The organism is Tabrizicola sp. T74 (assembly GCF_057219935.1).
Window position 1 is genome coordinate 858,897 of sequence record NZ_JBXVVT010000001.1, and the last position, 25,432, is coordinate 884,328.

Genomic DNA, 25,432 nt, shown 5'->3' on the forward strand with positions numbered 1-25,432 from the left:
CCCATGACAAACCTTATCCCCATCGGCCGCGCGCTGATCTCGGTGTCGGACAAGACCGGCCTTCTGGACCTGGCGCGGGCGCTGGCTGGGTACGGGGTGGAGCTGATTTCCACCGGCGGGACCTCCGGCATGCTGCGGGCGGCGGGGCTGGCGGTGCGGGATGTTGCAGATGTCACGGGTTTCCCCGAGATGATGGACGGGCGGGTCAAGACGCTGCACCCGAACGTGCATGGGGGCCTTCTGGCGCTGCGCGATGACGACGAGCATCTGGTGGCGATGGCTGCGCATGGGATCGAGCCGATCGATCTGTTGATCGTGAACCTGTATCCGTTCGAGGAGACAGTGGCGCGGGGCGCGGATCATGCGACCTGCATCGAGAACATCGACATCGGCGGTCCGGCGATGATCCGGGCTGCGGCGAAGAACCACCGGTTCGTGACGGTGGTGACGGACCCGCTGGACTATGAGTGCCTCCTGGCCCAGCTGAAGGCCAATGACGGGGCGACGACGCGGGCCTTCCGGCAGAAGCTGGCGCTGACGGCCTATGCGCGGACGGCGGCCTATGACACGGCGGTTTCGACCTGGCTGGCGGGAGAGTTGAACGAACCCGCCCCGCGGTATCGCAGCTTTGCTGGGCGGATCGCGCAGACCTTGCGCTATGGCGAGAACCCGCATCAGGCGGCGGCCTTCTACACCGACGGCTCGCGCCGTCCGGGGGTCGCGACGGCGCGGCAGTGGCAGGGCAAGGAGCTGTCCTACAACAACATCAACGACACCGATGCGGCGTTCGAGCTGGTGGCGGAGTTTGCCGGGGGTGCCCCGGCCTGCGCGATCATCAAGCATGCGAATCCTTGCGGGGTGGCGACGGCGGGGTCGCTGGTGGAGGCTTACCAGCGCGCTTACCAGTGCGACCAGACCAGCGCCTTTGGCGGTATTGTCGCGTTGAATCAGGTGCTTGACGGAGCGACGGCGGAGGAGATCGTGAAGATCTTCACCGAGGTCGTCATTGCTCCGGACGCCACGGACGAAGCCAAGGCGGTGTTTGCGGGGAAGAAGAACCTGCGGCTGCTGACCACGGGCGCGCTGCCGGACCCGAAGGCCGGGGGGCTCGCGTTCAAGCAGGTGGCGGGGGGATTCCTTGTGCAGGACCGGGACAATGGGCATGTGGCGGCGAGTGACCTGAAGGTGGTGACGAAGCGGGCTCCGTCCGAGGCCGAGATGCGGGACCTGATGTTCGCCTGGACGGTGGCCAAGCACGTGAAGTCGAACGCGATCATCTATGTGAAGGACGGCGCGACGGTGGGTGTCGGTGCGGGGCAGATGAGCCGGGTGGATTCGACGCGGATCGCCGCGCGGAAGGCAGAGGACATGGCCGAGGCTTTGGGGCTGGCGGGTCCGCTGACCAAGGGCGCGGTCGTCGCGTCGGATGCGTTCTTTCCCTTTGCCGATGGGCTGATCACCGCGGCGGAGGCGGGGGCGACGGCGATCATCCAGCCGGGCGGGTCGATGCGGGACGACGAGGTGATCGCGGCGGCGGATGAACGTGGGCTGGCGATGGTCTTCACCGGCCAGCGGCATTTCCGGCACTGATGATGCGGCGCTTCTGGATCATCGCGGTTGCGACCTTCGTCATCGACCAGCTGACCAAGCTGTGGATCGTGCATGGGCTGGACCTGATAAACCGGCACGAGATCGACGTGCTGCCACCCTATCTGAACCTGCGGATGGCGTGGAACTACGGCATCAACTTTGGCCTTCTGTCGCACGGCGCGGACTGGGCGCGCTGGGGGCTGATCGTGCTGGCGCTGGTCATCTCGGCCTGGGTGATCTGGTGGATGCGGCGCGAGCGGGGGAACACCTGGGCTGAACTGTCGGGTGGCCTGCTGGTTGGCGGGGCGCTGGGCAATGTCATCGACCGGATCGCCTATGGCGCAGTGGCGGATTTCCTGAACATGTCCTGCTGCGGGATCGAGAATCCCTATGCCTTCAACGTCGCCGACATCGCGATCTTTGCCGGGGCGCTGGGGCTGGTGATCTTTGCCAAGGGCGATTCCGCCGACGGCAAACCCAAGCGCAAGGCGCGCTAATCAGGCGTGACGACCGCGCGGCTTTAGGCTAAGACGGGCAAAAGACGGGTTCGGAGGCAGGCATGCGGGCAGGACTGGGCAGGGCGGTCATCGCGGTTGCGACGATGATCACGCTTGCGGCCTGCGGCGGCAAGGGCGACCCCGAGCTGATGAACCTGCGGTCGGGGCCGGGCCCTGACGAATTTGCGATCGTTCCGCCCAAGCCCCTGGAATTGCCGGAAAACCTGGCTGAACTGCCCGAGCCGACCCCGGGCGGCTTCAACCGGACCGACCAGAACCCCGAGGCGGACGCCGCGATTGCGCTGGGCGGCAACCCGAAGGCGGCAGGCGGCATTCCGTCGTCGGATGCGGCACTTTATGCCCATGCCGGGCGGTTCGGCGTCGATGGTGGCATCCGGGCGACGCTGGCCTCGGAAGACCTGGAATGGCGGCGCGACAACAACGGCCGCATCCTGGAGCGGCTGTTCAACGTGAACGTCTATTACAAGGCCTATCGCAAGCAGCGGCTGGACCAGCAGGCAGAGCTGGACCGGTGGCGGGCGCTTGGGGTCCGGAACCCCTCGGCACCGCCGCGCAAACCTGACGAAGAGTAACAACCGCGTGGCCCCGGCTTGATTGTTCGGGCGACGCGCCGCAGCTTCCCGAAAACCCAACGGTGGAGAGCCTGATGCTCGGACGATTTGGTGCGGGACTTGGTCTGGCGCTGGCCCTGACACTTCCGGCAACGGCCGATGAGCCGGTCACGACCTTCACCCTGGACAACGGGCTGAAGGTTGTGGTGATCGAGGATCATCGCGCCCCGGTCGTGGTGCAGATGATCTGGTATCGGGTGGGCGCGGCGGATGAACCCCCAGGCCATTCCGGGATCGCGCATTTCCTGGAACACCTGATGTTCAAGGGCACCGAGAAGGTCGCACCCAACGCGTTTTCCGGCATCGTCGAGGCGCAGGGCGGCGATGACAACGCCTTCACCTCCTGGGACTACACCGCCTATTTCCAGCGGATCGCCGCCGACCGGCTGGATTTGGTGATGGAGATGGAAGCCGACCGGATGCGCAATCTGCGGCTGACCGAAGAGGACGTGGATACCGAGCGCAAGGTGATCCTGGAGGAACGCAGCCAGCGCACCGACAGCGACCCGAGTGCGCTGTTGATCGAGCAGATGCGGGCGGCGCAGTACATGAACCACCCCTATGCGATCCCGGTGATCGGTTGGCGCCACGAGATGGAACAGCTGAGCCGCGAGGATGCGCTGTCCTACTACGAGCGGTTCTACGCTCCGAACAACGCAACTCTGGTGATCGCGGGCGATGTGGAGCCCGAGGCGGTGAAGGCGCTGGCGGAAAAGCATTACGGCCCGCTGGAGCCGTCCGAGGGCATCGTGCCGCGCGAACGGCCGCAGGAACCGCCGCAGCTGGCGGAACGCCGGATCGTGCTGGCGGACGAGCGGGTGTCGGAGCCTTACGTCTTCCGCACCTACCTTGCACCGGAGCGCGACCCGGGCGACCAGAAGATGGCGGCGGCGCTGACCGTGCTGGCCGAGCTTTTGGGCGGTAATGGCCAGACCTCTTTCCTGGCGCGGGAGTTGCAGTTCGACCGGCAGGTGGCGGTCTATACCTCGGCTTTCTACGACGGGACCAGCATTGACGACGGGACCTTCGGCATCGCCGTGGTGCCGGCCCCGGACATAATGCTGGAGACGATCGAGGCCGATCTGGACCGGGCCTTGGAAGAGTTCCTGAAGGAAGGCCCCGACCCGGCGGCGCTGGAGCGGATCCGGACCCAGGTCCGCGCCGGTGAGATCTACGCTCGCGACAGCGTGGAGAATCTGGCCAACAGCTATGGCAAGGGGTTGAGCGTGGGCCTGACCGTGGCCGATATCGACGGCTGGGACGAAGCGCTGTCGGCGGTGACCGAGGCCGATGTGATGGCGGCCGCGCGGACGGTCTTGAACCGGAAGAACGCGGTGACCGGCTGGCTGACCAAACCTGCCGTCGAAGGGGAGACCACGGAATGATCCGCGCCGTCTTTGCTGCCCTGTTCCTGCTGGCCGTCCCGGTCCATGCCGAGATCGAGATCAAGGAAGTGACATCCCCCGGCGGGATCAAGGCCTGGCTGGTCGAGGATCACAACATCCCCTTCGCGGCGCTGGAGATCCAGTTCAAGGGCGGCACCTCGCTGGATGCTCCGAGCAAGCGCGGGGCGGTCAACTTGATGACGGCGACGCTGGAGGAGGGCGCGGGCGAGATGGACAGCCGCGCCTTTGCCGAAGCGCGCGAGGCGCTGGCGGCGGACATCAGCTTCGATTCCGGGTCGGATTCGGTGGGCGTGTCGGTGAAGTTCCTGACGGAGAACCGCGACCAGGTGATCGACCTTCTGCGCGAGGCGCTGGTCAACCCGCGCTTTGACCAGGATGCGGTGGACCGGGTGCGGGAACAGGTGCTGTCGAACCTGCGGGCCAACGAGAAGGACCCGGGAAACATCGCTTCCGAGAAGTTCGACGCGCTCGCCTTCGGCGATCATCCCTATGCCTCGACCGGGGACGGGACCATCGAGACGGTGACGGCACTGACCCGCGACGACATCGTGGCCGCGCACAAGGCGGCACTCGCGCGGGACCGGGTCTATGTCGCGGCCAGCGGAGACATCACGGCGGAACAGCTGGGGGAGCTTTTGGATCATCTGCTGGGTGACCTACCCGCGACAGGTGCCCCGCTGCCGGAGGATGCCCCGTGGCTGCTGACGGGGGGCGTCACGGTGGTGGATTTCCCGACGCCGCAGTCAACGGTGTTCTTCGGCCACAAAGGCATTCCGCGGGATGACCCGGATTTCTTCCCGGCCTTCGTCCTGAACGAGATGCTGGGCGGCGGGCGCTTTACCGCGCGGCTGATGACCGAAGTGCGGGAAAAGCGCGGCCTGACCTACGGGATCGGGACCTATATCGTAAACATGGACCATGCCGACATGATCCTGGGCCAGTTCGCGGCGTCGAACGACAAGGTGGCCGAAGCGATCAGTGTGGTGAAGGACGAGTGGGGCCGGCTGGTCAGCGAGGGCGTGACGGAAGCAGAGCTGGCGTCCACCAAGACCTACATGACCGGGTCCTATCCCTTGCGGTTCGACGGGAACGGACCGATCGCCAGCATTCTGGTCGGCATGCAGATGGACGGGATGCCGCGCGACTATGTGACGAAGCGGAATTCGATGGTCGAGGCGGTGACGATGGCGGACATCCAGCGCGTCGCCGCGCGGCTGTTCAAGCCCGAGGACCTGCAGTTCGTGGTGGTGGGTCAACCTGAAGGGATGTGACGGTGTGTCAGGGGCATTGGACAACAAGCCCCTTTCGCCCGTCCGACCCATCGTCTACGAATTCGTCATGCGCTGGACGATCCCAAACACTTTGACGGTGCTTCGCCTGCTTGCCGCACCCGGTGTTGCGGTGATGTTCCTGTATTTCCAGCGCCCCTGGGCCGACTGGCTGGCGCTGACCCTGTTCGTGGGCGCGGCGATCACCGACTGGTTCGACGGCTATCTTGCCCGGCTGTGGAAGCAGGAGTCGAAGTTCGGCGCGATGCTGGACCCGATTGCCGACAAGGCGATGGTGGTGATCGCGATCATGGTCATCACCGGTTATAACGGGATGAACCCCTGGCTGATCCTGCCCGCGACGCTGATCCTGTTCCGCGAGGTCTTCGTGGGGGGCCTGAGGGAGTACCTGGGGCAAAAAAGCGGGCTGCTGAAGGTGACGAGGCTCGCCAAATGGAAGACCACGGCGCAGATGATCGCGATCGCGGTGCTGTTCCTTGGGACGGGCCTTGACTATCTGAACGCCCTGGCGCTGGAGGGGATGACGCCCGAGCAGCATATGGCCGCCGTAGCGGCAGGCGAGGCCGAGGCGATCCGCACCTGCGGCAACCGGGATTGCGCGTCCTATGCGAACCTTGTGGGCATCTGGCTGTTATGGGTGGCGGCCCTGCTGACTGTGGTCACGGGCTGGGAATACTATACGAAGTCGCTGCCCTTCCTGAAGGAAGACAAGTGATCGACGTTCTGTACTTCGCCTGGGTCCGGGAACGGATCGGCCTTCCGCGTGAGCGGATCGAGACCGGGGCCACGACGGTGGCCGAGCTGGTCGAGGAGTTGCGTGGGCGGGAAGAGCGGTATGCGGCGGCCTTTGCCGACCTGACCGCGCTGCGGGTGGCGCTGGATCAGGAGCTGGCGTCGTTCGATGCCCCGCTGGCGGGGGTTCGGGAGGTCGCCTTCTTCCCGCCGATGACCGGGGGCTGAGGTGCGCGTCGCCGTCCAGCAAGCACCGTTCGATCTGGGGGCAGAGGTTGCGGACTTCACTGCCTCCGTGCGGGGCGCGGGGGCGGTCGTCAGTTTCACCGGGCTGGTGCGGGACGAGGGTGGGTCGCTGTCCGGGATGGAGATCGAGCACTATCCGGGGATGACCGAGAAGGCGATCCTGGGGATTGCCGAGGAGGCGGTCCGGCGGTGGTCGCTGGTGGATGCCCTGGTGATCCATCGGTATGGGAAGCTGGCTCCGGGAGAGGCGATCATGATGGTCGCGACGGCGGCGCCGCACCGGGGGGATGCTTTCGCTGCCGCCGAGTATCTGATGGACTACCTGAAAAGCCGGGCTCCGTTCTGGAAGAAGGAACTTTCGGCTGACGGGGCTTCCTGGGTGGCGGCGAAGGACGCCGATGAGGACGCGCTGAAGCGGTGGTAGTGTCCACGCTGGGCGGTTCGTTCGGTTGCAGTGAAATCAATGGCTTGGTTGTGGGCGTTCAGCGGGTGCTAACCGTGGTTCCCCCTCACCCTGACCCTCTCCCCCGGGGGGAGAGGGGACGCCTCTGGCTGCGGTCGGTGCTTCAGGGGCCGAAGCGGCTGGCCCAGGTGGGTTGCAGGTCGAGGGGTTCGGACCGGGCCAGGTAGACCGCGCGGGCGATGGCGCGGGCGAGGCAGGTGGCGGCGGCGTGGCCGAGCTGGAAGATGTCGGTCAGGGGGTCTTCCAGCGGTTTCGCGCCGGTGGCGACGGAGAAGACGAGGTCGCCGTCGAGGGGCGTGTGCGAGGGGACGAGGGCGCGAGCCATGCCGTCGTGGGCGGCTGTGGCCATGCGGTGGGCCTGGGCCTTGGTCAGGGTGGCGTCGGTGGCGACGATGGCAATGGTCGTGGCCTCGCCCAGTCGCTTGCGCGGCAGCGGTGCGTCTTGTGGGATCATGGGCGCGGGGCCGAGGCCGCCGAACTCGGTGCCTTCTTCCCAGTGGGCGGCCCAGAAGTGGGGGGTCTCGCCCACGGTGGCCTGGCCCAAGGCGTTGACGACGACGAGGGCTCCAACGGTGAGGCCGGAGGGCAGGATGCAGGAGGCGGAGCCGAGGCCGCCTTTCAGGGTGCCGGTCATGGCCCCGTAGCCTGCGCCGGCGGTGCCGAGGGCGAAGTCGGCGGCGGCGGCCTCGAAGGCCTGGCGGCCGAGGGTCGGGTATGGGCTAGTGGTCCAGTCCTTGTCGCCGCCGTTGAGGAGATCGAAGACGATGGCCCCGGGCACGATGGGGACGCGAACGGGGCCGACGGCGAAGCCGCGACCGGCCTCACGCAGGGCCTGCATGATGCCGGTGCCGGCGTCGAGGCCGAAGGCGGAACCGCCGGAGAGGAAGATCGCGTCGACGCCTTCCACCATGCGGTCAGGAGCGAGGAGGTCGGTTTCCCGCGTGCCGGGCGAGCCGCCCATGACGTGGACGGCGGCCACAAAGGGGCGGTCGGCGGTCAGGACGGTGGTGCCGGAGCGGAGTGCTGCGTAATGGGCGTTGCCGACGCGAAGGCCGGGGACGTCGGTGATGAGGTTGCGGGGGCCGGGGCGCATCAGGCGGGCTCCGGGCCAAAACCCTTTAAAGGGTTTTGCAAATTCCTTCGAAGGAATTTGGCGACGGGCGCGGCGTTGTGCATCTGGGACCCCGGTTGCTTTGGGGTCAGGATAGGCGGGTGAGCCAGTGCGTGCAAATGGCGGCTCCTCGTTCGCCTTCGGCTTCTCGTCGCTGGGGTTCAGCGACGAGCGACGAAGTCGACGAGGAGCGTTTCTGGGGAGCGGGCCTCAGAAGTCGAAGATTTCGCCGAGGATGCTTTTCTTGCGCTTCTTGCCGTAGCCGTACTTGTAGTCGTCATCGTCGTCGTAGTCCCGGCGGCGGCGGTCATCGTCGCGGTACTGCGGCGCGCGCTGGGGTTCCTGCTGATAGACTGGGGCGGCCTGCGGTTGCGGGGCCGGGCGGGGGGCGGCTGCCGGAGCCGGAGCCACGTCACCCGCGGCGCGTTCGATGATCTTGTCGAGCTCACCCCGGTCGAGCCAGACGCCACGGCATTTCGGGCAGTAGTCGATCTCGACCCCGCCACGGTCGGCCATCACCAGGGTTTCGTTGTCTACCGGGCAGCGCATCAGCGTCTCCATTCCATGGGTCAGGTCGATAGATGGGGTCGCATTTGCGCCTCACAAGGGTCGGAAACGCTCTTGCGCGAATTGTCGCGAAGGCGCATTCAGGGGGCGAGCCGTGGCGATGGCGTCGCCACAGGGGTGTTCACCCCGACGCTTGCGGGAATTGTCCCGCTTCCGTCCTGTACGCCGGGACCTTTCGGGGTCCTGCGGCATATCCCGGCCCCCTGTTGATGAGGTCTGGAAATGTCGTTGAACCGTCCCGAGATGTACCGCTTTCACAATGGCGGGAAGAAGGACACGCTGCCCTTCGCCGATCAGGAATACCATGACCGCCTCGCGGGCCTGCGCGAGATCTTGGAGCTGCATGAGCTGGACGCGGTTGTGCTCACCTCGATGCACAACGTGGCCTACTATTCGGGCTTCCTCTATTGCTCGTTCGGGCGGCCCTATGCTTGTGTTGTCACCAAAACCGAATGCGTGACCATCAGCGCAGGGATCGACGCGGGCCAGCCCTGGCGGCGGTCGATCGAGGACAACATCACCTACACCGACTGGCAGCGCGACAACATGTGGCGGGCGGTGGCCTCGGTCACAGGCGTAGGCAAGGCCATCGGCTGCGAGGCGGATCACCTGACCGTGGAGCGGATGGAGAAGCTGAACAGCTTCCTGAAGCCCAAGCGCGGCGTGGATGTTGCCCCGGCGACGATGTACCAGCGGATGAAGAAATCCCCGGCCGAGATCGTGATGATCAAGCATGGGGCGAACGTCGCCGACGTGGGTGGCTATGCGATCCGCGAGGCGATCAAGGTCGGCGCGACGGAACTGGAAGTGTCCATCGCAGGTCGGGATGCGATGGAGCGTGAGATCGCCAAGCGCTTTCCGGATGCGGAATACCGCGACACCTGGGTCTGGTTCCAGTCGGGGATCAACACCGACGGGGCGCACAACCCGGTGACGAACCGCAAGCTGCAGCATGGGGATATCCTGAGCCTCAACTGCTTCCCGATGATCAGCGGCTATTACACCGCGCTGGAGCGGACGCTGTTCGTGGGCGAGGTGGATGATGCCAGCATGAAGGTCTGGCAGACCAACATCGACAGCCACGAATTCGGGATGAAGCTTCTGAAGCCCGGAGCCTCATGTGCCGAGATCACCATGAAGATCAACGAGTTCCTGGCCGAGCGGCAGATGCTGCAGTACCGCACCTTCGGCTATGGGCATTCGTTCGGGATCCTGTCGCACTACTATGGCCGCGAGGCGGCGCTGGAGCTGCGCGAGGACATCGACACGGTGCTGGAGCCGGGGATGGTGATCTCGATGGAGCCGATGCTGACGATCCCGGAAGGCATGCCGGGCGCCGGTGGCTATCGCGAGCACGACATCTTCGTCGTGACCGAGGACGAGCCCGAGGACATCACGCATTACCCCTATGGGCCTGCGTTCAACGTGGTGGGGTAAGGCGGGACGTTCGATAAGGACAGGGAACAGAAGGGGCTCAGGGCCGTTTCTGTTCCAGCCTTGCCCGCGAAGATTCGGAAAAGCTTGCGTTTTTGCTTGACCCGGACCAGTTGGGGCGCAAGGTGGCCCTAGCTGCCCTTGAGATGAGTCTGCCAAAGTGACCCAATCCCTTGCCCGGATCTTCGCGATCCTCGCCCTGCCTTTGCTTGCCGCCTGCGCGGGCAACCCCAAGTCGCAAACGCCCGAGGCCGCGCCGGGGTATGAAGGCATCCAGGACGGGGCGTTCTTCATCGAGCCGGTCGCGCCGAAGTACCTGGCGGACGGCAACAGCCGGACCGAGGTCGCCTATACCGGGCCCGAGGCTCCAGGCACCGTGGTGGTCGATACCTTTGCGCGCAAGCTGTACCTGGTGGGTGAAGGCGGGACGGCGACAAGTTATCCTATCGCGGTCGGGCGTGAGGGGATGTCGTTCCGTGGCTCGGGCGTTGTCGGGCGCAAGGCGGAATGGCCGTCGTGGCAGCCCACGGCGAACATGATCCGCAGCCGGCCTGATCTGTATGCGGCCTATGCGGGCGGCCTGCCGGGCGGGCTGCAGAACCCGCTGGGGGCGCGGGCGTTGTACCTGTACCGCGGCGGGCGGGACACGATGTTCCGGATTCACGGGACGTCCGATGCGGCCTCGGTCGGGCACGCGACCAGCGCGGGGTGCATTCGTCTGTTCAACCAGGACGCCATCGACCTCTACAACCGGGTGCCGAACGGGACCCGGGTCAAGGTGCGGACCGAGGCGGAGAGCCTGGCCATCGAAGGGCCGCAGATGCTGAACGCCTATGGCCGGATGGTGCCGGAGACCCCGGAAAACATCGCCAAGAAGGAAAAGGACCTGAAGGCTCTGGCCAAGCAGGAGGCGCGCGACAAGGCCGCTGCCGAGAAGGCGGAGAAGAAGCGCCTGGCTGCCTGCGCCCGTCGGGGCATTCCGGATGCCGAATGCGTGCCTGCCCAGGCTGCCGTGACGGTCGGTACCTCTGGCTAAGTGCGGATCACGTAATCCTTGAGGGTGGTCTGCACGACCTCCCATGTTCCTTCAAAGCCGGGGCGGATGATCAGGCTGTCGCCCGGGTGCAGCTGGGTGACGCTGCCATCGCTGCCGGTCAGGAGCGAATAGCCCTGCAGGATGCGGAAGTATTCCCACTCCGAATAGCTGATGCGCCACTTGCCGGGGGTGGATTGCCAGAGGCCGGCATAGAGGCCATCGGTTTCCTCAAGGCTCCAGGTCGAGTGGACCGGATCGCCCGAGATCACCTTGGCGGGATCGGGGCGGGTGATCTCGGGGGCGGTGCCGTCACGGCTGACGCGCTGGATCAGGGGCATTGCGGTCTCCTTTCCGGCATTCAGGACGCTGAGACGTGCCGGGTCAACCCCGTGACGCTGCGGTCGGCGGTGCTGCGCTGCGGCGCAAATTTGTTGCGGCGGCGTTTCGCTTGTGCCCATATGGCGGGCAGAATGTGAAAGCGGAGGCCAGCGATGAGCGCCACGTCCCCAGTCCGGCCCGTGCTGCCCCCCGACATCCGCGCCCGCAAGGGTGGCACGCCGCTGGTGGTGCTGACGGCCTATTCGACGCCCATCGCCCGGCTGGTCGACGCGCATTGCGACATCGCGCTGGTGGGCGACAGCGTGGGCATGGTGATCCACGGGATGCCGTCCACGCTGGGCGTTACGCTGGAGATGATGATCCTGCATGGCCGCGCCGTGGTGCGGGGCTGCACGAAGGCGATGCCGGTGATCGACATGCCGTTCGGGTCCTATGAGGAAGGCCCGCAGCAGGCGTTCCGGAATGCCTCGCGCCTGATGGCGGAGACGGGGGCCCCTGCGGTGAAGCTGGAGGGCGGGCAGCATATGGCGGAGACGATTGCTTTCCTCACGGCGCGCGGCGTGCCGGTGATGGCGCATGTGGGCCTTACGCCGCAGTCGGTGAACACGCTGGGTGGCTACAAGGTGGTGGGCCGGGCTGAGGAAGCGGACAAGGTGATGGCGGACGCCAAGGCTATCGAGGCGGCGGGGGCGTTTTCCGTGGTGGTGGAAAAAGTGCCGGAGGGTTTGGCGGGGCGGATCACGGCGGCCTTGTCGATCCCGACGATCGGCATCGGCGCGGGAGTGAATTGCGACGGGCAGGTGCTGGTGGTGGATGACATGCTGGGCCTCTTCACCGACTTCCGGCCGAAGTTCGTGAAGCGCTATGCCGAGCTTGGGAAAGCGGCGGATGAGGCGATTGCCGGTTATGCGGCGGAGGTGCGGGCACGGGTGTTCCCGGCGGCTGAGCATTCCTTTCCTGACGCGCTGCCGGTGAAGAAATGATCCCGATTGTCCGGACGGTGACCGACCTGCGGGCGTTCGCGCGCGGGTGGAAGGCGAAGAATGAGGTGGTGGGCGTGGTCCCGACGATGGGCGCGCTGCATGACGGGCACCTGTCCTTGGCGCGGCGGGCGCGGGCGGAGTGTGACCGGGTCATCACGACGATCTTCGTCAACCCCAAGCAGTTCAACAACCCCGAGGACCTGAAGAAATACCCTCGCACGCTGGAGGCGGATGCGGAGCTTTTGGGGACCGTCCCGGTGGACGCGATCTTTGCCCCGCCGGTGGAGGAGGTTTACCCCGAGGGCTTCATCACCAATGTGACGATGCAGGGGGTCGCGCAGCCGCTGGAAGGCTACATGCGGCCCGGGCATTTCGATGGCGTGGCGACAGTGGTGACGAAGCTGTTCGGCATGTCCCTGGCGGACAAGGGCTATTTCGGCCAGAAGGACTGGCAGCAGTTGCAGGTCGTGCTGCGGCTGGTGCGGGATCTGAACATTCCGGTGCAGGTCGTGGGCTGCGAGACGATTCGTGAGGCGGACGGGCTGGCGATGTCGTCGCGCAATGTGCGGCTGACGGCAGAGGGGCGGGCGAAGGCTCCGATCCTTTATGCGGCGATCACCCGGGCGGCGCAGGACATCCGCATTGGCCACGCTGATCGGATGGCGATCCGCGAGGCGGCAGAGACGATGCGGGAAGCCGGGTTCGAGCGGGTGGAATACATCGAGTTGCGCGATGCCGAGACGCTGATGCCCTCGGACGACCCGCGCCGCCCGCGCCGGATGCTGGCGGCAGCCTGGATCGATGGCGTGCGGTTGATCGACAACATCCCGGTGTGACGGACGGTTTTCAGATTGAGCGCTGACGCGCGAGGCTTTTGTCTCGTCGTCGGGGCTTTCGCCCTCCTCCTCGGCTGATGGGGGTTTCACCCCCAAACCCCCAGGATATTTCCGGAAGGGAAAGGCTGGATTCCGCTCTTGGCGATGGGGGGAAGTTGCTGCAAGACTTCCCCCGTGGCGGGTCCGATTAATCGGGGCCGGAATGATGTAATTCGCTGTTACATCACTATGTGATGCAAACGATGTTCAACGGAGGGTCGGATGGCCGATTTTGAAACGCAGATCAAGGAAAGCCAGGCTCAGGTCGCCGAGGCGCAGGCGAAGATTTCGGCGATCACCAGCCGGATCGAGGCGGCGCGGACCAAGCTGGACCAGGGCGTGCAGCTGGACGTGGAGAACGCCACGCTTGAGGACGTGTCGAAGCACACCGACCTGATGAACGCGAACATCGCCGAGCTGATCATGGGGCTGGACGACGTGACCGCCGGATTTTCGGCCGAGTTCAACGAGATGCGGACGAAGACGGGGATGGAGTCGTTCATCGGCATCTTCTCGTCTGCCAAGGCCGAATCGATGCGGCAGGAGCGGATGCGGGCGGCGACTATCGACGACAAGCTGCAGGACCTGATTTCCAAGTCGGACGTGATCGTGAAGCTGTTGCAGGGGCAGCTGGACCTTCTGAACACCCAGAAGACGCGGGTGGAGGGGAATTTGGCCTCGACCCTGACCGAGCGGGAAGAGACGGTGGCGGCGCTGGAGGCGGTGCGGGCCGAGGTCGCGGCGCTGGACCCGCGGCTAATCGAGCTGGAGAACAAGATCGCCGTGGAAACTGATGCGGCGGCGCGGACGAAGCTGGAGACGGAGCTGGCGACGCTGAACGCCCAGCATAACGCGCTGGTCCAGGATGAGCAGGTGAAGCTGGCGAAGTCGCAGACGCTGGAGCGGTACATCGAGAAGGGCAAGACCTGGGTTGATTCCTTGCAGAACCAAGCGGCGACGCAGCTGGTGCTGATCAACAAGCTGCAGACGGACACCAAGCAGCGGGTGGTGCTGTATGACGCGCTGACCAGTTCGTTGAAGACCGCCCAGCAGCAGGACGTGGCGCACCGGATCAATGAGATCGGGGTCAAGACCGACCAGGAGGCCCAGACCGCGATGGCGGCCATCGGGGCGGCGACGAACGACAAGATGGCCGACATGCTGGAAGCGCATGAGGGGCACATGGTGTTCGCCCGGCAGATCCTGGAGCAGAAGGCGAAGGCGGATGAGCGCTTTGCCCGGCGCTTTGCGGCGATCGTCGAGAAGCACGACAAGAACGCGTATGGGGAGTGATGGGTGATCATTGGCCTGCGAACCGGCGTTCTGATGACCTTTAGCCCGCCGGTTCTTCTTGGGCTCGGAATACTGTTATCCGATGCGACTAACTTCGTGGTTGGCGGGATCGCTGGACTGATGATGTTCGTCGGTCTTTGGTCGACTTACTCTCTTTCACCGCTGTTTGCGGTGCTGTTATTGATCGACCTTTGGTCTTATGCGCGTCGGGGAAATGATGCCTGACACCACCGTCAAGGACGTCCTCACCTCGGACCATCACGAGCTGTACGACACGCTCGTCGCGCGGCGGTATTCTGCCAAGTTTGACCGGATCACCGGGCATCTGGGCCGGGTGGCGGCGGAGGTGGAGGCGTTCTTGGAAGATCGCCAACAGAAAGTGATCGGCGGATGACGTTCAGGCGATCCCAGTTTTGGATTATCGTGCTCGGGCTTGGTCTATTGGCCGTCGCAGGTACTAGGACGATATTGATACCAGAATCGTTTGCTTCTGATCCTCAGACGCCACGGGGACCCAATTTGAACGAGTTCCTCATTCTGGTGACGCTGTCACTCTGGCTCCTTGCTGGTCACCGATATCTGGGGCGTCGAATGTTTGAGAAAGAGGCCAGACGGAAGGGCGTCCGGCTAGAGTCGGATGAAGTGATGGATCGCTGGGCCCGCTGGTATTTTGGGTTCGATAGCAGCGAGAAACAGTGAAGATGGCTGACCCCACCGTCAAAGACGTTCTCACCTCGGACCACCATGAGCTTTATGACACGCTCGTCGCGCGGCGGTATTTTGCCAAGTTCGACCGGATCACCGGGCATCTGGGCCGGGTGGCGGCGGAGGTGGAGAATGAGGGGAAGCTGACGCGGACCGAGGCACGGGTGCTTGGCCGGTATCTGACGGCGGTGGCGGGGACATTCCGGGCGCTGTCGAACAAGTACCTGATGACCGGGCGGGGGGAGGGGGCTCCGCGCCTGACCATCGACCGGCATGAGAGCGGGTTTCCGGTGGCTCAGGAGCTGATGACGATGGCCGTCGATGCCCAGCAGGCCGAGAAGCATCTGGCCGGGATGCCCTCGGAGGCGGAGTTGAAGGACCGGATGATCCGGCAGATCGTGGGGGACCTGACGATCCCCACGGCGCTGCAGTTCGCGCTGTCGCAGCGGTATTACTATGAGGCGCTGCTGGCCGGCGGCATCTTCTGGGCGCGGAACGATCCGGATGCGCAGTGGATCCAGGATCTGGGGGAACGGCGGCATTTCCTGGTGCATTGGGCGGTCTGGGATACTCAGGCGAACCTGCCGGTGGTGTACCTGATGGACCTGGAGGACTCGGGCAAGCGGCCGATCCTGACCGACGCCTACCGCTGGCCGCAGGCGCAGGCGGCGCTGATGGCGCAGTCGGTGGGGGGGCTGAAGCTTTTGACCATTGCCACGGGGTTCGACAAGGATTTCGAGGACCTGCACCCGAAGCGCCTGCGGCGGATCATCCTGGGGCCGATGTATTCGGCGAGCTTCACGTTGCAGTCGGGGCCGATTTCCAAGGTGCTGGAGGGCGCGAATGCTCCGGAGGGTCAGGACTGGGCGCTGGTCTGGACGGTGGAGGACCTGGTCTCGGACCGCGAGGAAGCGGTGAAGGACGGCTGGTTCTCGTCTGCGCAGCGGCAGGTCTACAAGCTCGACCCGGTGGCGGGGGCGGAACTTGGGGCAACGCGGCAGGAGCGGATGATCATCCTGCCGGAGCGGCCCTATCAGGTGCTGGCAGAGCAGAACCCGGCGGGTCTGCGGGGATACCGGAAGTTCGTCGTGGGGGCCGGGGGGCGGTTGATTCCGACGTTGTAGCCGGGGGCCAGCCCCCGGACCCCCGGGATATTTTCGGACAGATGAAAGGGTTGGCCGGATGAGCACGCGCGACACGATGGAGCTGAAGGAAGAGACGATCCGAGCGCAGTATGAGGCGGCCTTGGGGATGGTCTTCGGGTTCGATCATGCGCCGCGGTTGGCGAAGCCTCTGGTTCAGGCGGTTCAGGCGGAGCGGTCGCCTGGGGTGGGGACGCGGCCCACGTTCCGGTCCACGGTGCCGGGGATGGCAACGCGGACGACGGCCAGACCCGGGGGGGTGCGGCTGGCGGAGCGGATCGAGGGGTTGGGGGATGGGTTGGTGTCGCCGGTGCAGGCGGCTTGTCTGAACGCGCTGCGGCGGTCGCTGGCGATTGCGCTGGCGATGGGGGAGACGTTTGCGGCGCAGTCGGGGCTCGCCGAGTTGAAGAAGGCGAACCTGGAGGGGCGGGTGCCGGAGGCTCGGCGGGCGGAGTTCTGCGAGCTGTTGCAGGGCGAGGCGCTGGTGGTCCTGTTCACCTTTGCCAATGCGCTGGCCTACCTGATCGCGCCGCATGTGGGGTCCGGGACGGTCGAGATCGGCGAAGTGGAGGAGGTGCTGACCGACAATGCTCCGCTGGCGTTGCAGGGGGCGCTCTGGGAGCTGGACCAGGATATCGGGGCGCTGGCGACGGATGACGTGAAGCTGGTGGCGGTGGTGTCGGCCTTTGCCGAGGCGCTGATGAAGAAGGTGCAGATCCGGGCGGAGAATGGGGCTCGGGTGTCCGTGTATACGGGCGCGTCGTGGAAGGTGGAGGCCGACGGGCTGACCATCGCGGGGTTCAAGCCGGCGAAGGCGGCGAAGGGCGGCATGATCGCCATGGCCTTCAAGAAGCCGCATGAGGTGGTGGGGAACCACATCGCCAAGTACCAGTCGCTGCGGTTGGCGAAGATGCTGATGGCCTATGACTTCGAACGCCGCCTGAATCCGTTTGCGGAGCTTGGGGGGTTCATCTTTACCTTCATGGGGGACGGGAAGCCGGGGACGGGGAAGACCACGCTGATCCAGATGATGGCGGGGCTCTTGAACGATTACTGCAAGGTGGCGGGGTATCCGTTCCGCTATCAGAACTTCAGCATCGACCAGATCGACAGCTATCAGGGGAAGTCGGGGCAGAACGCGAAGGCCTTCATCGATGCGGTTCTTGATCCGAGCGTGATCGGCTTCGGGACCATCGACGACATCGACCAGGTGGCGGGAAAGCGGGGGGACCGGCAGTCCAGCGCGGGCCAGCAGGAGGTGACGGCGGTCTTCATGCAGGCCTTCGCGGGGGCGGGCACGGTGGTGCGGGGGAACTGCACCTTCGGGATGTTCTCGAACTTCCCGGAGAACGTTGACGATGCGTTGCGGCAAAGGGCCGGGGCGCGGTTCCTGGTCGACGGGCCGCAGTCGAAGGAGGATTACATCGACATCCTTTCGCTTCTCCTGGGGAAGAACCATGCGATCCCGGTGGGCGAGCATGAGTTGTTTGCGGCGCAGGAGATCAAGAAGGCCGTTGCTGCGTCCTTCGAGGGGCATTCCAAGCCGCATGAGGAGGGGCTTCTGAAGGTCTGGGACCGTGTGTCGGGGGAGATCGGGAAGCTCGACACGCTGGCGAAGATCGGGGCCTATCTGAAGGCGATCCAGCAGGCGGATGAGCGGTTCACGGGGCGGGCGATCAAGAACATCACCGATGCGGTGAAGGTCCGGGCGATGGACTTTGAGCTGCCGGATGAGTGGATGGCGGAGCCGGACCTGTTCCTCTTCAAGCCCTATGACGAGAAGCTGGCGATGATCAAGGAGCTGATGACGCCGATCACGGTAGAAATGGTGATCCAGGAGATCAACCGCTACGCCGATTCTGAGTTCCGCTATGCCGACAAGTCGGACGAGGTGGCCATCGAGGCGATGGTGCGCGACTTTGGCCGGACGGAGGAGGCGAAGCGGCGGTATCTGGAGGGGAAGGGGTGATGGAGTTCCTTGCGGCAGCGGGGGCGGTCATGGGCGGACTGGCTGCGGGCGCCACGATCAGGCAGACCTTGTGGCCGGCCCTGGGAAAGGTGTCGGCGGTCGTCGTCGTGACCGGCCTGGTATTCTTCATCGGCACGCGGCTTGGCGCGGCAAGGGTGATGGACGAGGCGGGGGCGTCGCTGGGCGAGCAGCCCGGATCGGCGTTCCTTGCCGTGATGGCGGGGATGACCTGGGGCGTGATTGGCGCGCTGCTGTCACTGGGCGGGATGCTGGTCGGCTGGCTGCTGGCCACCCGACGCGAACATCTTGGGTGAAGCGATGCAGCAGGATTTCGGCCGGACAGAAGCGGCGACGCGGTATCTGGAGGGGACGTGACCGAGCCGCTGACCCTGACTCTGTGGAACTCCATCCTGCCGCTGGCGGGGTTGTGTGCGCTGGTGGCGTGGCTGCCGGGACGGCTGGTGGGGCGGGGGAACCTGTCGCAGGCGCGGCTTGCGCGGGCGGTGGGGGTGACGGGTTTGGTGGCGCTGGTCGTGGGGGCCGTGCTGGCGGCCGGGCTTTATGCGGCGATCAACGAGGGGGTCTGGGCGGCGGTCCTGGCGGCTCCGCTTGAGCGGGCGGGGTTTTACCTCAGCCGCTCGGCGCTGTTCGCGCTGCTCTGGGGGCCGGTCTTGGGCTTCGTCTGGCTGGTGAAGGCGCAGGAGCTGAACCGGCGGTTGGGGATGCGGATGGTGGATGGTGAAGGGGGGAAGGGGTGATCATCCTATTTGCTACACTGATCCCCTATCTCGCTGCTGTTGGTTTGGGCTTGCTGTTGGCTTCAAGGAAGCCGTCGGGTCGCACTCAGATCACTTTGCGCCTTGTACAGGGTCTACTGATCCTTTTCGCGATTGGTTACATCATCACAGCAATGAATGCCTCATACTACGCGCGAACTTTCTGGCCCACTTCGCCTTGGGCGCAATCATTAGGACCAGACTGGCCGAGCGACCTGTTCTGGGACGCCGCGCGGGAACTGAAGCTTACGGGCATTGTATTTGTTATCATTTTTCTTCTGTCGGTTGCGGAGCGGAGGAGTGCGGCGAAATGATGGGCTTGGATGCACGTTGGGCATTCGTGAGGCTTCGCTCGTTGCAAGCCCCCCCTCCCCATCCCTCCCCCACGCGGGGGGAGGGAGGCGCGGGGCGGTTGGGGGATGCCGATGGTGGATGGTGAAGGGGGGAAGGGGTGACTCTAGACGAGTTCAGCGCTTGGGTTACAGCCAATCAGGCGTTTGTCAGCCTTGTGGCAACTCCCCTCATTTCCTTGATTGTGGGAGCAGGTGGCGCTTGGTACTCGGGAAAGCGAGCATTTGCAGCGGCACAAACTGAGCGAAGACATCAGTCTGCTCTGGAAACTGTGCGACTTCGCCAGACTTGGATCACTGCGTTCCAAGAAGCATTTGTCGAGATTGTTGAGAACTGCTCAAAGGTGCAGCGGACCGCAAATGATGACTATCCGTTTGTCATGGCAAGGGTCGCGAAGCTTGAGCTCATGATTGATCCCACCATCCCAGACCACGCCAAACTTCAGGGTTTTCTGGACCAAATCCGTCATCAGGATCACGCTAGCGTTCAAGGTGAGCTGACTGTTGTTGCGCACCGAATTCTCAAGCGCGAGAAAGAGCGACTGCAAGAAGACCTGGCGAGCGTTGAAGAAGGAAAGAAGCGTTGAAACGCCTCATCCAACGCGGGCTCATGTTCGGGAACCTGATCGAGGTCTCCTCTCCCGCCCTTGTCGAACGCTACAACCGGGCGCTCAAGCATCTGACGGGGAAGACGACCAAGCTCGACGATTTCCACATCGACCTGTCCGGCTATTCGCCCGAGATTGGCGACGAACTCAATGACGACCTCTACCTCAACCCCAACGGGGCGAACCGGCAGTTCATCTTGCTGACCACGGCGCAGAAGGATGCGCCGCTTCTGAACATCAAGTTCTCCACCAGCCGGGGGATCCTGACGCAGTTCATCGAGAAGAACGAGGCGCAGCTGTTCGCGCTGACCGCGCGGGATGCGGTGGCGGGGGAGTTGCAGAACTCGGTCTACGCCTTCGACACGCCGGCCAAGCTGTTCGACATCCGGCAGGTGACGGTCGAGGCGGATACGATTGGCGGGCATGTGGCGGATGCGGGGAAGCTGGCGAAGCTGATCGAGCGGTTCCGGCAGGAGCCGGACGGCTGGCGCGACGATGTGCTGGTGGCGGAGATGATCGGGCTGGCCAAGAAGACGGGCGACGTGACGCGGGTGCCGATCTCGCTTCCGGCGATGACGTTCCAGCAGTCGAACTTCTGGACCAGCCATTTTGGCGGGGTCTATGTCTTTCAGGGTGCGCGCTATCCGGCGGCGATTTCGACGCTGGACTGGCAGTCGCTGGGCGAGGTGCCGGTGGCGCAGGTGATGGACCTGGACCACCGCAACCAGATTGCCGACTGGCTGGAGCGGAACGGGCTGGTGGAGCCTATCGTCCAGGCCAGGGGCACCGATGCGGCGGCGATCCTGCGGCAGAAAATGGATTTCATCCTAGTGGACGCGGCGGACCGGCTGGGGATCGAGATCGGGGATGCTCGGCGGACCGAGTTGCGGAAGGTGGCCTACAAGCTGGGCACTGCGCTGCCGGAGGAGTTTCTGGGCCTCGCGGCGCTGTTGCGCTGGGTGGAGGCCGGGGGGCCCTGGCCGAAGATCACCTCGGAGCATCCAGCGTATTTCTACACGCTGCGGGGCAAGGGGCCGGAGCGCGACCTGGTGAACATGCTGTTGTCGGAACTGTCGCCGATGGACGTGCGGCAGATGTTCATCGTCCACAAGGAGCTGTTCTACGCGCAATACGCGACGTGGAGCGAGCGGAAGAAGACCTATGTGGCGGATTTCCTGGCGCGGGAGTATCAGGTGGACCGTGAGGGCGCGCGGACGGCCCTCTTTGGCCCGGAGCCGAGCATGGATGAGCTGCACCGCCCGCAGATGGCAGAGGGGCCGAAGCCCTCACGCCCCGTGGTCGGGCCCTGGGGAGGACGGAGATGATCGGTTGGCTGCGCCTTGCCTTCTTCATGTATGTCGGGCTGACGATCATCTACTTCGTCACCTCGATCTATTCCCGGTCGGTCCGGCGCGAGAAGCTGGAGAAGGAATGGGACACCGATCCGGCGCGGGAGGGTGTGCCGGAGGACGAGCGGCGGGCCTTCATCGAGGCGGGGATGCAGGCCTATGACAAGGGGCTGAAAAAGCGGCTGTTGTGGCTTATCTATATCCTGCCGACCGTGGGTTTCGTGACCACGATCTACTTCGTCAACTGGCACTGAAAGGGCTGACCCATGTGGACCAAGATCAAATGGGGCCTGCGGATTCTGGCGCTGGTGATCGTCGGGCTGTTCCTGCACTACACCCTGCCGCAGCGCGACGTGGTGCACATCATCAACACCTACAACAAGAACACGCCGATCGGTGCGAACTGGATGTTCTATTCCATCGAGGATACCGGGACGGGGGTCGAAACCACGGCGACGATCCGCGACATCCGGTTCATCGACGCGGTCTATCCGGACGGCGAAAGCGTGATGGTCTACCGGAATGAGGACACCGGCTGGTTCTGGCCGCCCTATTTCAAGTGGGATTCCAGCACGCTGCAGGCCGAGGCGCAGAACCTGAAGTCGGACAAGTCCAACCCGCATTGGGTGGCGATCACGCATTACGGCTGGCGGCTGCCGATCTTTTCGATCTTCCCGAATGCGATCTCGGTCACTCCGGTCGAGGGGCCGGATGTGACGCTGATCCCCTGGGTCAACATCATCATCCTGACGGTGCTGGCCTTCCTGATCTTCATGATCCGCAAGATGTGGCTGCAATTCCGCGAGCGGATGGTGGATCCGGCGCTGGCCGACGTGGGCGAGACGTTCGATGCCGCCGGACAGCGGGTGGAAGCCGTGCAGAAGGAAGCGCGCGGGTTCTTCGGACGGATCGGGGCCTGGCTGGGGACCTGGCGGGCGAAGAAGTAGGAGCCGGGGATCAGATCGCAGCGGCCTCGTACCGGCTGAAGACGCTCGCGGTGCCGTCCTTAGCGACCAGGAGGACCTCATAGGCCTCGCGTTCGGTTTCCGGACCCATCCCGGGAGAGCCGTAGGGCATGCCGGGCACCGCAAGGCCGATGGCGTCGGGGCGTTCGGTGAGGAGGCGCTGGATGTCGGCGGCTGGGACGTGGCCTTCGATCACATAGCCCTCGACCTGCGCGGTATGGCAGGAGACCTGGGTCGGTTGCAGGCCGAGCCTGGCCTTGAGGTCGGCCAGGGGTCCGGGGTCCATTTCCTCGAAGCTGACGGGGAAGCCCGCGTCGCGGATGTGGCCGATCCAATCCTCGCAGCAGCCGCAATTCGGGTCCTTGACCACATGGACCTTGGGCAGGGTTTCGGCCGCGAGGGGGCGGGCGGCCAGAAGGGCGGCGGCAAGGCCGAGGAGGTGGCGGCGGGACAGGGTGTGCATCGGGCAAGTCCTTCCTGAGGTCCTGGCGGGCAGGATAGCGGGGTGGGGCCCAAGGTCCAGTCACGAAGGGGATACGCCGCTCGTCGTCGCATTTCATGCGCTCCTCGCTGGGCGTGGACCCCAGCGAAGAGCGTCGAAGACAAGCGATGAGCGGCCCGTCAGGCGCGGAGCGTGCCGCCGGTGGCCTTGGTGACCTTCTCGATGATCTTGGCGCTGACGGCTTCGATCTCGGCTTCGGTCAGGGTCTTGTCCTGCGGTTGCAGGCGGACGGTCAGGGCGATGGATTTCTTGCCCGCCCCCATCTGCGCCTCGGCCTTGTCGCCGGTGAACTGGTCGAAGACGCGGACGGATTCGATCAGGGTCTTGTCGGCGCCTTGCGCGGCGTTGACGGCGGTCAGGGCCTCGACCTTGGCGTCGACGACGAAAGCGAAATCGCGGTCGACGGCCTGCAGGTCGCTGATGGCGAGTGCGGGGCGAGTGGGGGTTTTCACCTTGGGCGCAGGGACGTTGGCGATCAGGATGGTGAAGGCAACGGCGGGGCCCTTGACGTCCATGGCCTGGAGGATGCGCGGGTGGACTTCGCCGAAGGTGGCGATGGTGTTGGGGCCGAGGCCCATCACGCCAGAGCGGCCGGGGTGCCACCAGTCGGCGGTCTTGCGGGTGATCTGGACACGGGCGGGCGCGCCGAGGGCTGACAGGACGGCCTCGGCATCGGCCTTGGCGTCGAAGACGTCGACCATGCGGCGGCTGCCGTGGGGATCACGTTGTGCGGCGGCTCCGACCAGAAGGCCGGCGGCTTGCAGGTGCTGGTCGCCGGGTTCGCCGCCTTGGAAGGCGGGGCCGATTTCGAACAGGCTCAGGTCCATAAAGCCGCGGGCCTGGTTGCGGGCGGCGGCTGACAGGAGGCCGGGGAGAAGGTCGGGGCGGAGGTGCGTCATCTCGGAGGAGATGGGGTTTTCGACGCGGACGGCTTCGGTGCCACCGCCGAACAGGGCTGCCGACTTGGCGTCGATGAAGCTGTAGGTGACGGCTTCGTTGTACCCAAGCGCCGCGATGGTGCGGCGGGCGGTGCGTTCGCGGACCTGCAGGGGCGTCAGGATGGGTTTGGGCACGCCGGGAAGCGTGCGGGCCATGGGGGCGCCTTGCAGCTTGGTCAGGCTGGCGATGCGGGCGACTTCCTCGACCAGGTCGGCGTCGCCGAGGATGTCGGGGCGCCAGGTGGGCGGGGTGACGGCGTTGCCGTTGAGGGTGAAGCCGAGTGCTTCCAGCGTGGCGCGCTGGGTGGCTTCGGGGATGTCCATGCCGACGAGGCTGATCACCCGGGCGGGGTTCAGCTGGTAGGTGCGGGTCGGGTCGATGGGGGCGCCGTCTTGCACGACGGTCCCGGCCTCACCGCCGCAGAGGTCGAGGATCATTTGCGTCGCGAGTTCCAGCCCCGGCAGGGTGAAGGCCGGGTCCACGCCACGTTCGAACCGGTAGCGGGCGTCGGAGTTGATCTTCAGCGCGCGGCCGGTGGCGGCGATGGTGATCGGGTCCCAGTAGGCAGACTCAATGAAGGCGTCGGTCGTCTCGGGCGTGCAGCCGGAGGCCTCGCCGCCCATGATCCCGGCGAGCGACTCGGGGCCGTGGTCGTCGGCGATGACCATTTGGCCGGGGGTCAGGGTGTATGTCTTGCCGTCGAGCGCCAGCAGCGTCTCGCCGTCCTTCGCGGGGCGGATGTGGAGGTCGCCCTTGACCTTGGCGGCGTCGAAGACGTGGAGGGGGCGGTTCAGGCCGAAGGTGAAGTAGTTGGTGATGTCCACCAGCGCCGAGATGGGGCGGAGGCCGATGGCCTTGAGGCGGGCCTGCATCCAGTCGGGCGAGGGGCCGTTCTTGACGCCACGGATCAGGCGGCCGGCGAAGTGGGGGCAGCCTTTGGTTTTCAGTTCGGGGGCGATGTGGATGCCGATGGGCGTGGGGAACTTGCCCGCCACGGGGGTGGCGGTCACGGGTTTCAGTTTGCCCAGGCCACGGGCCGCGAGGTCGCGGGCGATGCCGTGGATGCCAAGGGCGTCGGGGCGGTTGGGGGTGACCTTGATCTCGATGACCGGGTCGTTCAGGCCCTTCCAGTCGATGTAGCGCACGCCGAGGGGGGCGTCGGAGGGCAGCTCGATGATGCCGTCGTGGTTGTCCGAGAGCATGAGTTCGCGTTCCGAGCAGAGCATCCCGTTCGAATCCACGCCCCGGATGTTGCCGGGCTTCAGGTCGACGCCGGTGCCGGGGACATGGGTGCCGGGGGGCGCGAAGACGCCGACGAGGCCGGTCTTGGCGTTCGGTGCGCCGCAGACGACCTGGACTTCCTCCACCCGGCCGCCGGGGCCTTCGGGCCAGGTTTCAACGCGGCAGACGCGGAGGCGGTCGGCGTTGGGGTGCTGGACGGCCTCGATGACGCGGCAGATGCGGAAGGGGCCGAGCTGCGCGGTCGGGTCCTCGACGCCTTCGACCTCAAGCCCAAGGTCGGTCAGCGCCTCGGACAGGGCATCGACGCTGGCCGTCGTGTCGAGGTGATCCTTCAGCCAGTTGAGGGTGAACTTCATCGCGCGGGCCTCCAAAACTCGGGGTTCCGATTAGCG

29 protein-coding genes are annotated in these 25,432 nt (G+C 65.3%); 24 read left to right on the forward strand and 5 right to left on the reverse strand.

What is annotated here, in order from left to right:
* Positions 1–3: 3 nt before the first annotated feature.
* The 8 genes from purH to AC2EAL_RS04525 all read left to right on the forward strand — a co-directional run bounded on the left by purH (position 4) and on the right by AC2EAL_RS04525 (position 6,816).
* Positions 4–1,590, forward strand: coding sequence for a bifunctional phosphoribosylaminoimidazolecarboxamide formyltransferase/IMP cyclohydrolase (gene purH / locus AC2EAL_RS04490; protein ID WP_484722965.1), 1,587 nt, complete (start codon positions 4–6; stop codon positions 1,588–1,590).
* 2 nt (positions 1,591–1,592) lie between these two features.
* Positions 1,593–2,087: a signal peptidase II gene (lspA, locus tag AC2EAL_RS04495; RefSeq protein ID WP_484723401.1), complete on the forward strand. Its 495-nt coding sequence runs from the start codon at positions 1,593–1,595 to the stop codon at positions 2,085–2,087.
* A 62-nt stretch (positions 2,088–2,149) separates the two neighbouring features.
* Positions 2,150–2,680: a DUF3035 domain-containing protein gene (locus tag AC2EAL_RS04500; RefSeq protein WP_484722966.1), complete on the forward strand. Its 531-nt coding sequence runs from the start codon at positions 2,150–2,152 to the stop codon at positions 2,678–2,680.
* Between the two features lie 74 nt (positions 2,681–2,754).
* Positions 2,755–4,104, forward strand: coding sequence for a M16 family metallopeptidase (locus AC2EAL_RS04505; RefSeq protein WP_484722967.1), 1,350 nt, complete (start codon positions 2,755–2,757; stop codon positions 4,102–4,104).
* Positions 4,101–5,396 (forward strand): M16 family metallopeptidase, encoded by a 1,296-nt coding sequence (locus tag AC2EAL_RS04510; RefSeq protein ID WP_484722968.1) that lies wholly within the window; start codon positions 4,101–4,103, stop codon positions 5,394–5,396. The genes AC2EAL_RS04505 and AC2EAL_RS04510 overlap by 4 nt, the downstream gene beginning before the upstream one ends.
* Positions 5,397–5,463: 67 nt before the next feature.
* Entirely contained in the window at positions 5,464–6,129 is a 666-nt protein-coding gene (gene pgsA, locus AC2EAL_RS04515) for a CDP-diacylglycerol--glycerol-3-phosphate 3-phosphatidyltransferase (protein WP_484722969.1), read from the forward strand.
* The gene (gene moaD, locus AC2EAL_RS04520; protein WP_484722970.1) at positions 6,126–6,374 is read left to right on the forward strand and encodes a molybdopterin converting factor subunit 1; all 249 of its coding nucleotides are present in this window, start codon (positions 6,126–6,128) and stop codon (positions 6,372–6,374) included. The genes pgsA and moaD overlap by 4 nt, the downstream gene beginning before the upstream one ends.
* Position 6,375: 1 nt before the next feature.
* Positions 6,376–6,816, forward strand: coding sequence for a molybdenum cofactor biosynthesis protein MoaE (locus AC2EAL_RS04525; RefSeq protein ID WP_484722971.1), 441 nt, complete (start codon positions 6,376–6,378; stop codon positions 6,814–6,816).
* A gap of 142 nt (positions 6,817–6,958) precedes the next feature.
* On the opposite strand, the gene AC2EAL_RS04530 is transcribed toward AC2EAL_RS04525, so the two are convergent.
* Positions 6,959–7,948 (reverse strand): P1 family peptidase, encoded by a 990-nt coding sequence (locus tag AC2EAL_RS04530; protein WP_484722972.1) that lies wholly within the window; start codon positions 7,946–7,948, stop codon positions 6,959–6,961.
* Positions 7,949–8,176: 228 nt separating this feature from the next.
* Positions 8,177–8,515 (reverse strand): TFIIB-type zinc ribbon-containing protein, encoded by a 339-nt coding sequence (locus tag AC2EAL_RS04535; protein ID WP_484722973.1) that lies wholly within the window; start codon positions 8,513–8,515, stop codon positions 8,177–8,179.
* Between the two features lie 246 nt (positions 8,516–8,761).
* On the opposite strand from AC2EAL_RS04535, the gene AC2EAL_RS04540 reads away from it, so the two are divergent.
* Together AC2EAL_RS04540 and AC2EAL_RS04545 are read left to right on the forward strand one after the other, a co-directional pair.
* The gene (locus tag AC2EAL_RS04540) at positions 8,762–9,970 is read left to right on the forward strand and encodes an aminopeptidase P family protein (RefSeq protein WP_484723402.1); all 1,209 of its coding nucleotides are present in this window, start codon (positions 8,762–8,764) and stop codon (positions 9,968–9,970) included.
* A gap of 157 nt (positions 9,971–10,127) precedes the next feature.
* On the forward strand, positions 10,128–11,003 hold the full coding sequence (locus AC2EAL_RS04545) for a L,D-transpeptidase (RefSeq protein WP_484722974.1): 876 nt from the start codon (positions 10,128–10,130) through the stop codon (positions 11,001–11,003).
* Here AC2EAL_RS04545 and AC2EAL_RS04550 read toward each other — a convergent pair.
* A complete protein-coding gene (locus AC2EAL_RS04550; RefSeq protein ID WP_484722975.1) occupies positions 11,000–11,341 on the reverse strand; it encodes a cupin domain-containing protein in 342 nt (113 codons plus the stop codon). The genes AC2EAL_RS04545 and AC2EAL_RS04550 overlap by 4 nt on opposite strands.
* Before the next feature lie 153 nt (positions 11,342–11,494).
* Between AC2EAL_RS04550 and panB the strand changes: the two genes are divergently transcribed.
* The 14 genes from panB (at position 11,495) to AC2EAL_RS04620 (ending at position 22,339) form a co-directional block, all read left to right on the forward strand.
* Positions 11,495–12,325, forward strand: coding sequence for a 3-methyl-2-oxobutanoate hydroxymethyltransferase (panB, locus tag AC2EAL_RS04555; RefSeq protein ID WP_484722976.1), 831 nt, complete (start codon positions 11,495–11,497; stop codon positions 12,323–12,325).
* Positions 12,322–13,161, forward strand: a complete 840-nt coding sequence (gene panC, locus AC2EAL_RS04560; protein ID WP_484722977.1) for a pantoate--beta-alanine ligase — start codon at positions 12,322–12,324, stop codon at positions 13,159–13,161. Before panB ends, panC begins: the two co-directional genes overlap by 4 nt.
* A 261-nt stretch (positions 13,162–13,422) precedes the next feature.
* Positions 13,423–14,493: a hypothetical protein gene (locus AC2EAL_RS04565; RefSeq protein WP_484722978.1), complete on the forward strand. Its 1,071-nt coding sequence runs from the start codon at positions 13,423–13,425 to the stop codon at positions 14,491–14,493.
* A gap of 3 nt (positions 14,494–14,496) precedes the next feature.
* Positions 14,497–14,718 carry a hypothetical protein gene (locus AC2EAL_RS04570; RefSeq protein WP_484722979.1) on the forward strand — a complete coding sequence of 74 codons (222 nt, stop codon included), beginning with the start codon at positions 14,497–14,499 and terminating at the stop codon, positions 14,716–14,718.
* Positions 14,711–14,887: a hypothetical protein gene (locus AC2EAL_RS04575; RefSeq protein ID WP_484722980.1), complete on the forward strand. Its 177-nt coding sequence runs from the start codon at positions 14,711–14,713 to the stop codon at positions 14,885–14,887. Before AC2EAL_RS04570 ends, AC2EAL_RS04575 begins: the two co-directional genes overlap by 8 nt.
* Positions 14,888–15,194: 307 nt before the next feature.
* A complete protein-coding gene (locus AC2EAL_RS04580) occupies positions 15,195–16,322 on the forward strand; it encodes a hypothetical protein (RefSeq protein ID WP_484722981.1) in 1,128 nt (375 codons plus the stop codon).
* Positions 16,323–16,380: 58 nt separating this feature from the next.
* A complete protein-coding gene (locus AC2EAL_RS04585) occupies positions 16,381–18,309 on the forward strand; it encodes an AAA family ATPase (protein ID WP_484722982.1) in 1,929 nt (642 codons plus the stop codon).
* A complete protein-coding gene (locus AC2EAL_RS04590) occupies positions 18,309–18,623 on the forward strand; it encodes a hypothetical protein (protein ID WP_484722983.1) in 315 nt (104 codons plus the stop codon). The genes AC2EAL_RS04585 and AC2EAL_RS04590 overlap by 1 nt, the downstream gene beginning before the upstream one ends.
* 57 nt (positions 18,624–18,680) lie before the next feature.
* Positions 18,681–19,067 (forward strand): hypothetical protein, encoded by a 387-nt coding sequence (locus tag AC2EAL_RS04595; RefSeq protein WP_484722984.1) that lies wholly within the window; start codon positions 18,681–18,683, stop codon positions 19,065–19,067.
* The gene (locus tag AC2EAL_RS04600) at positions 19,064–19,399 is read left to right on the forward strand and encodes a hypothetical protein (RefSeq protein ID WP_484722985.1); all 336 of its coding nucleotides are present in this window, start codon (positions 19,064–19,066) and stop codon (positions 19,397–19,399) included. The genes AC2EAL_RS04595 and AC2EAL_RS04600 overlap by 4 nt, the downstream gene beginning before the upstream one ends.
* Positions 19,400–19,536: 137 nt before the next feature.
* Entirely contained in the window at positions 19,537–20,022 is a 486-nt protein-coding gene (locus AC2EAL_RS04605; RefSeq protein WP_484722986.1) for a hypothetical protein, read from the forward strand.
* Positions 20,019–21,368 (forward strand): DUF6638 family protein, encoded by a 1,350-nt coding sequence (locus AC2EAL_RS04610; protein ID WP_484722987.1) that lies wholly within the window; start codon positions 20,019–20,021, stop codon positions 21,366–21,368. Before AC2EAL_RS04605 ends, AC2EAL_RS04610 begins: the two co-directional genes overlap by 4 nt.
* Positions 21,365–21,646: a hypothetical protein gene (locus tag AC2EAL_RS04615; protein WP_484722988.1), complete on the forward strand. Its 282-nt coding sequence runs from the start codon at positions 21,365–21,367 to the stop codon at positions 21,644–21,646. The genes AC2EAL_RS04610 and AC2EAL_RS04615 overlap by 4 nt, the downstream gene beginning before the upstream one ends.
* A 12-nt stretch (positions 21,647–21,658) precedes the next feature.
* Positions 21,659–22,339: a DUF1523 family protein gene (locus tag AC2EAL_RS04620; RefSeq protein WP_484722989.1), complete on the forward strand. Its 681-nt coding sequence runs from the start codon at positions 21,659–21,661 to the stop codon at positions 22,337–22,339.
* A 10-nt stretch (positions 22,340–22,349) separates the two neighbouring features.
* Here AC2EAL_RS04620 and AC2EAL_RS04625 read toward each other — a convergent pair whose 3' ends face one another.
* Together AC2EAL_RS04625 and pheT are read right to left on the reverse strand one after the other, a co-directional pair.
* On the reverse strand, positions 22,350–22,820 hold the full coding sequence (locus AC2EAL_RS04625) for a DUF411 domain-containing protein (RefSeq protein WP_484722990.1): 471 nt from the start codon (positions 22,818–22,820) through the stop codon (positions 22,350–22,352).
* A gap of 158 nt (positions 22,821–22,978) precedes the next feature.
* On the reverse strand, positions 22,979–25,396 hold the full coding sequence (gene pheT, locus AC2EAL_RS04630) for a phenylalanine--tRNA ligase subunit beta (RefSeq protein ID WP_484722991.1): 2,418 nt from the start codon (positions 25,394–25,396) through the stop codon (positions 22,979–22,981).
* Positions 25,397–25,432: the final 36 nt, after the last annotated feature.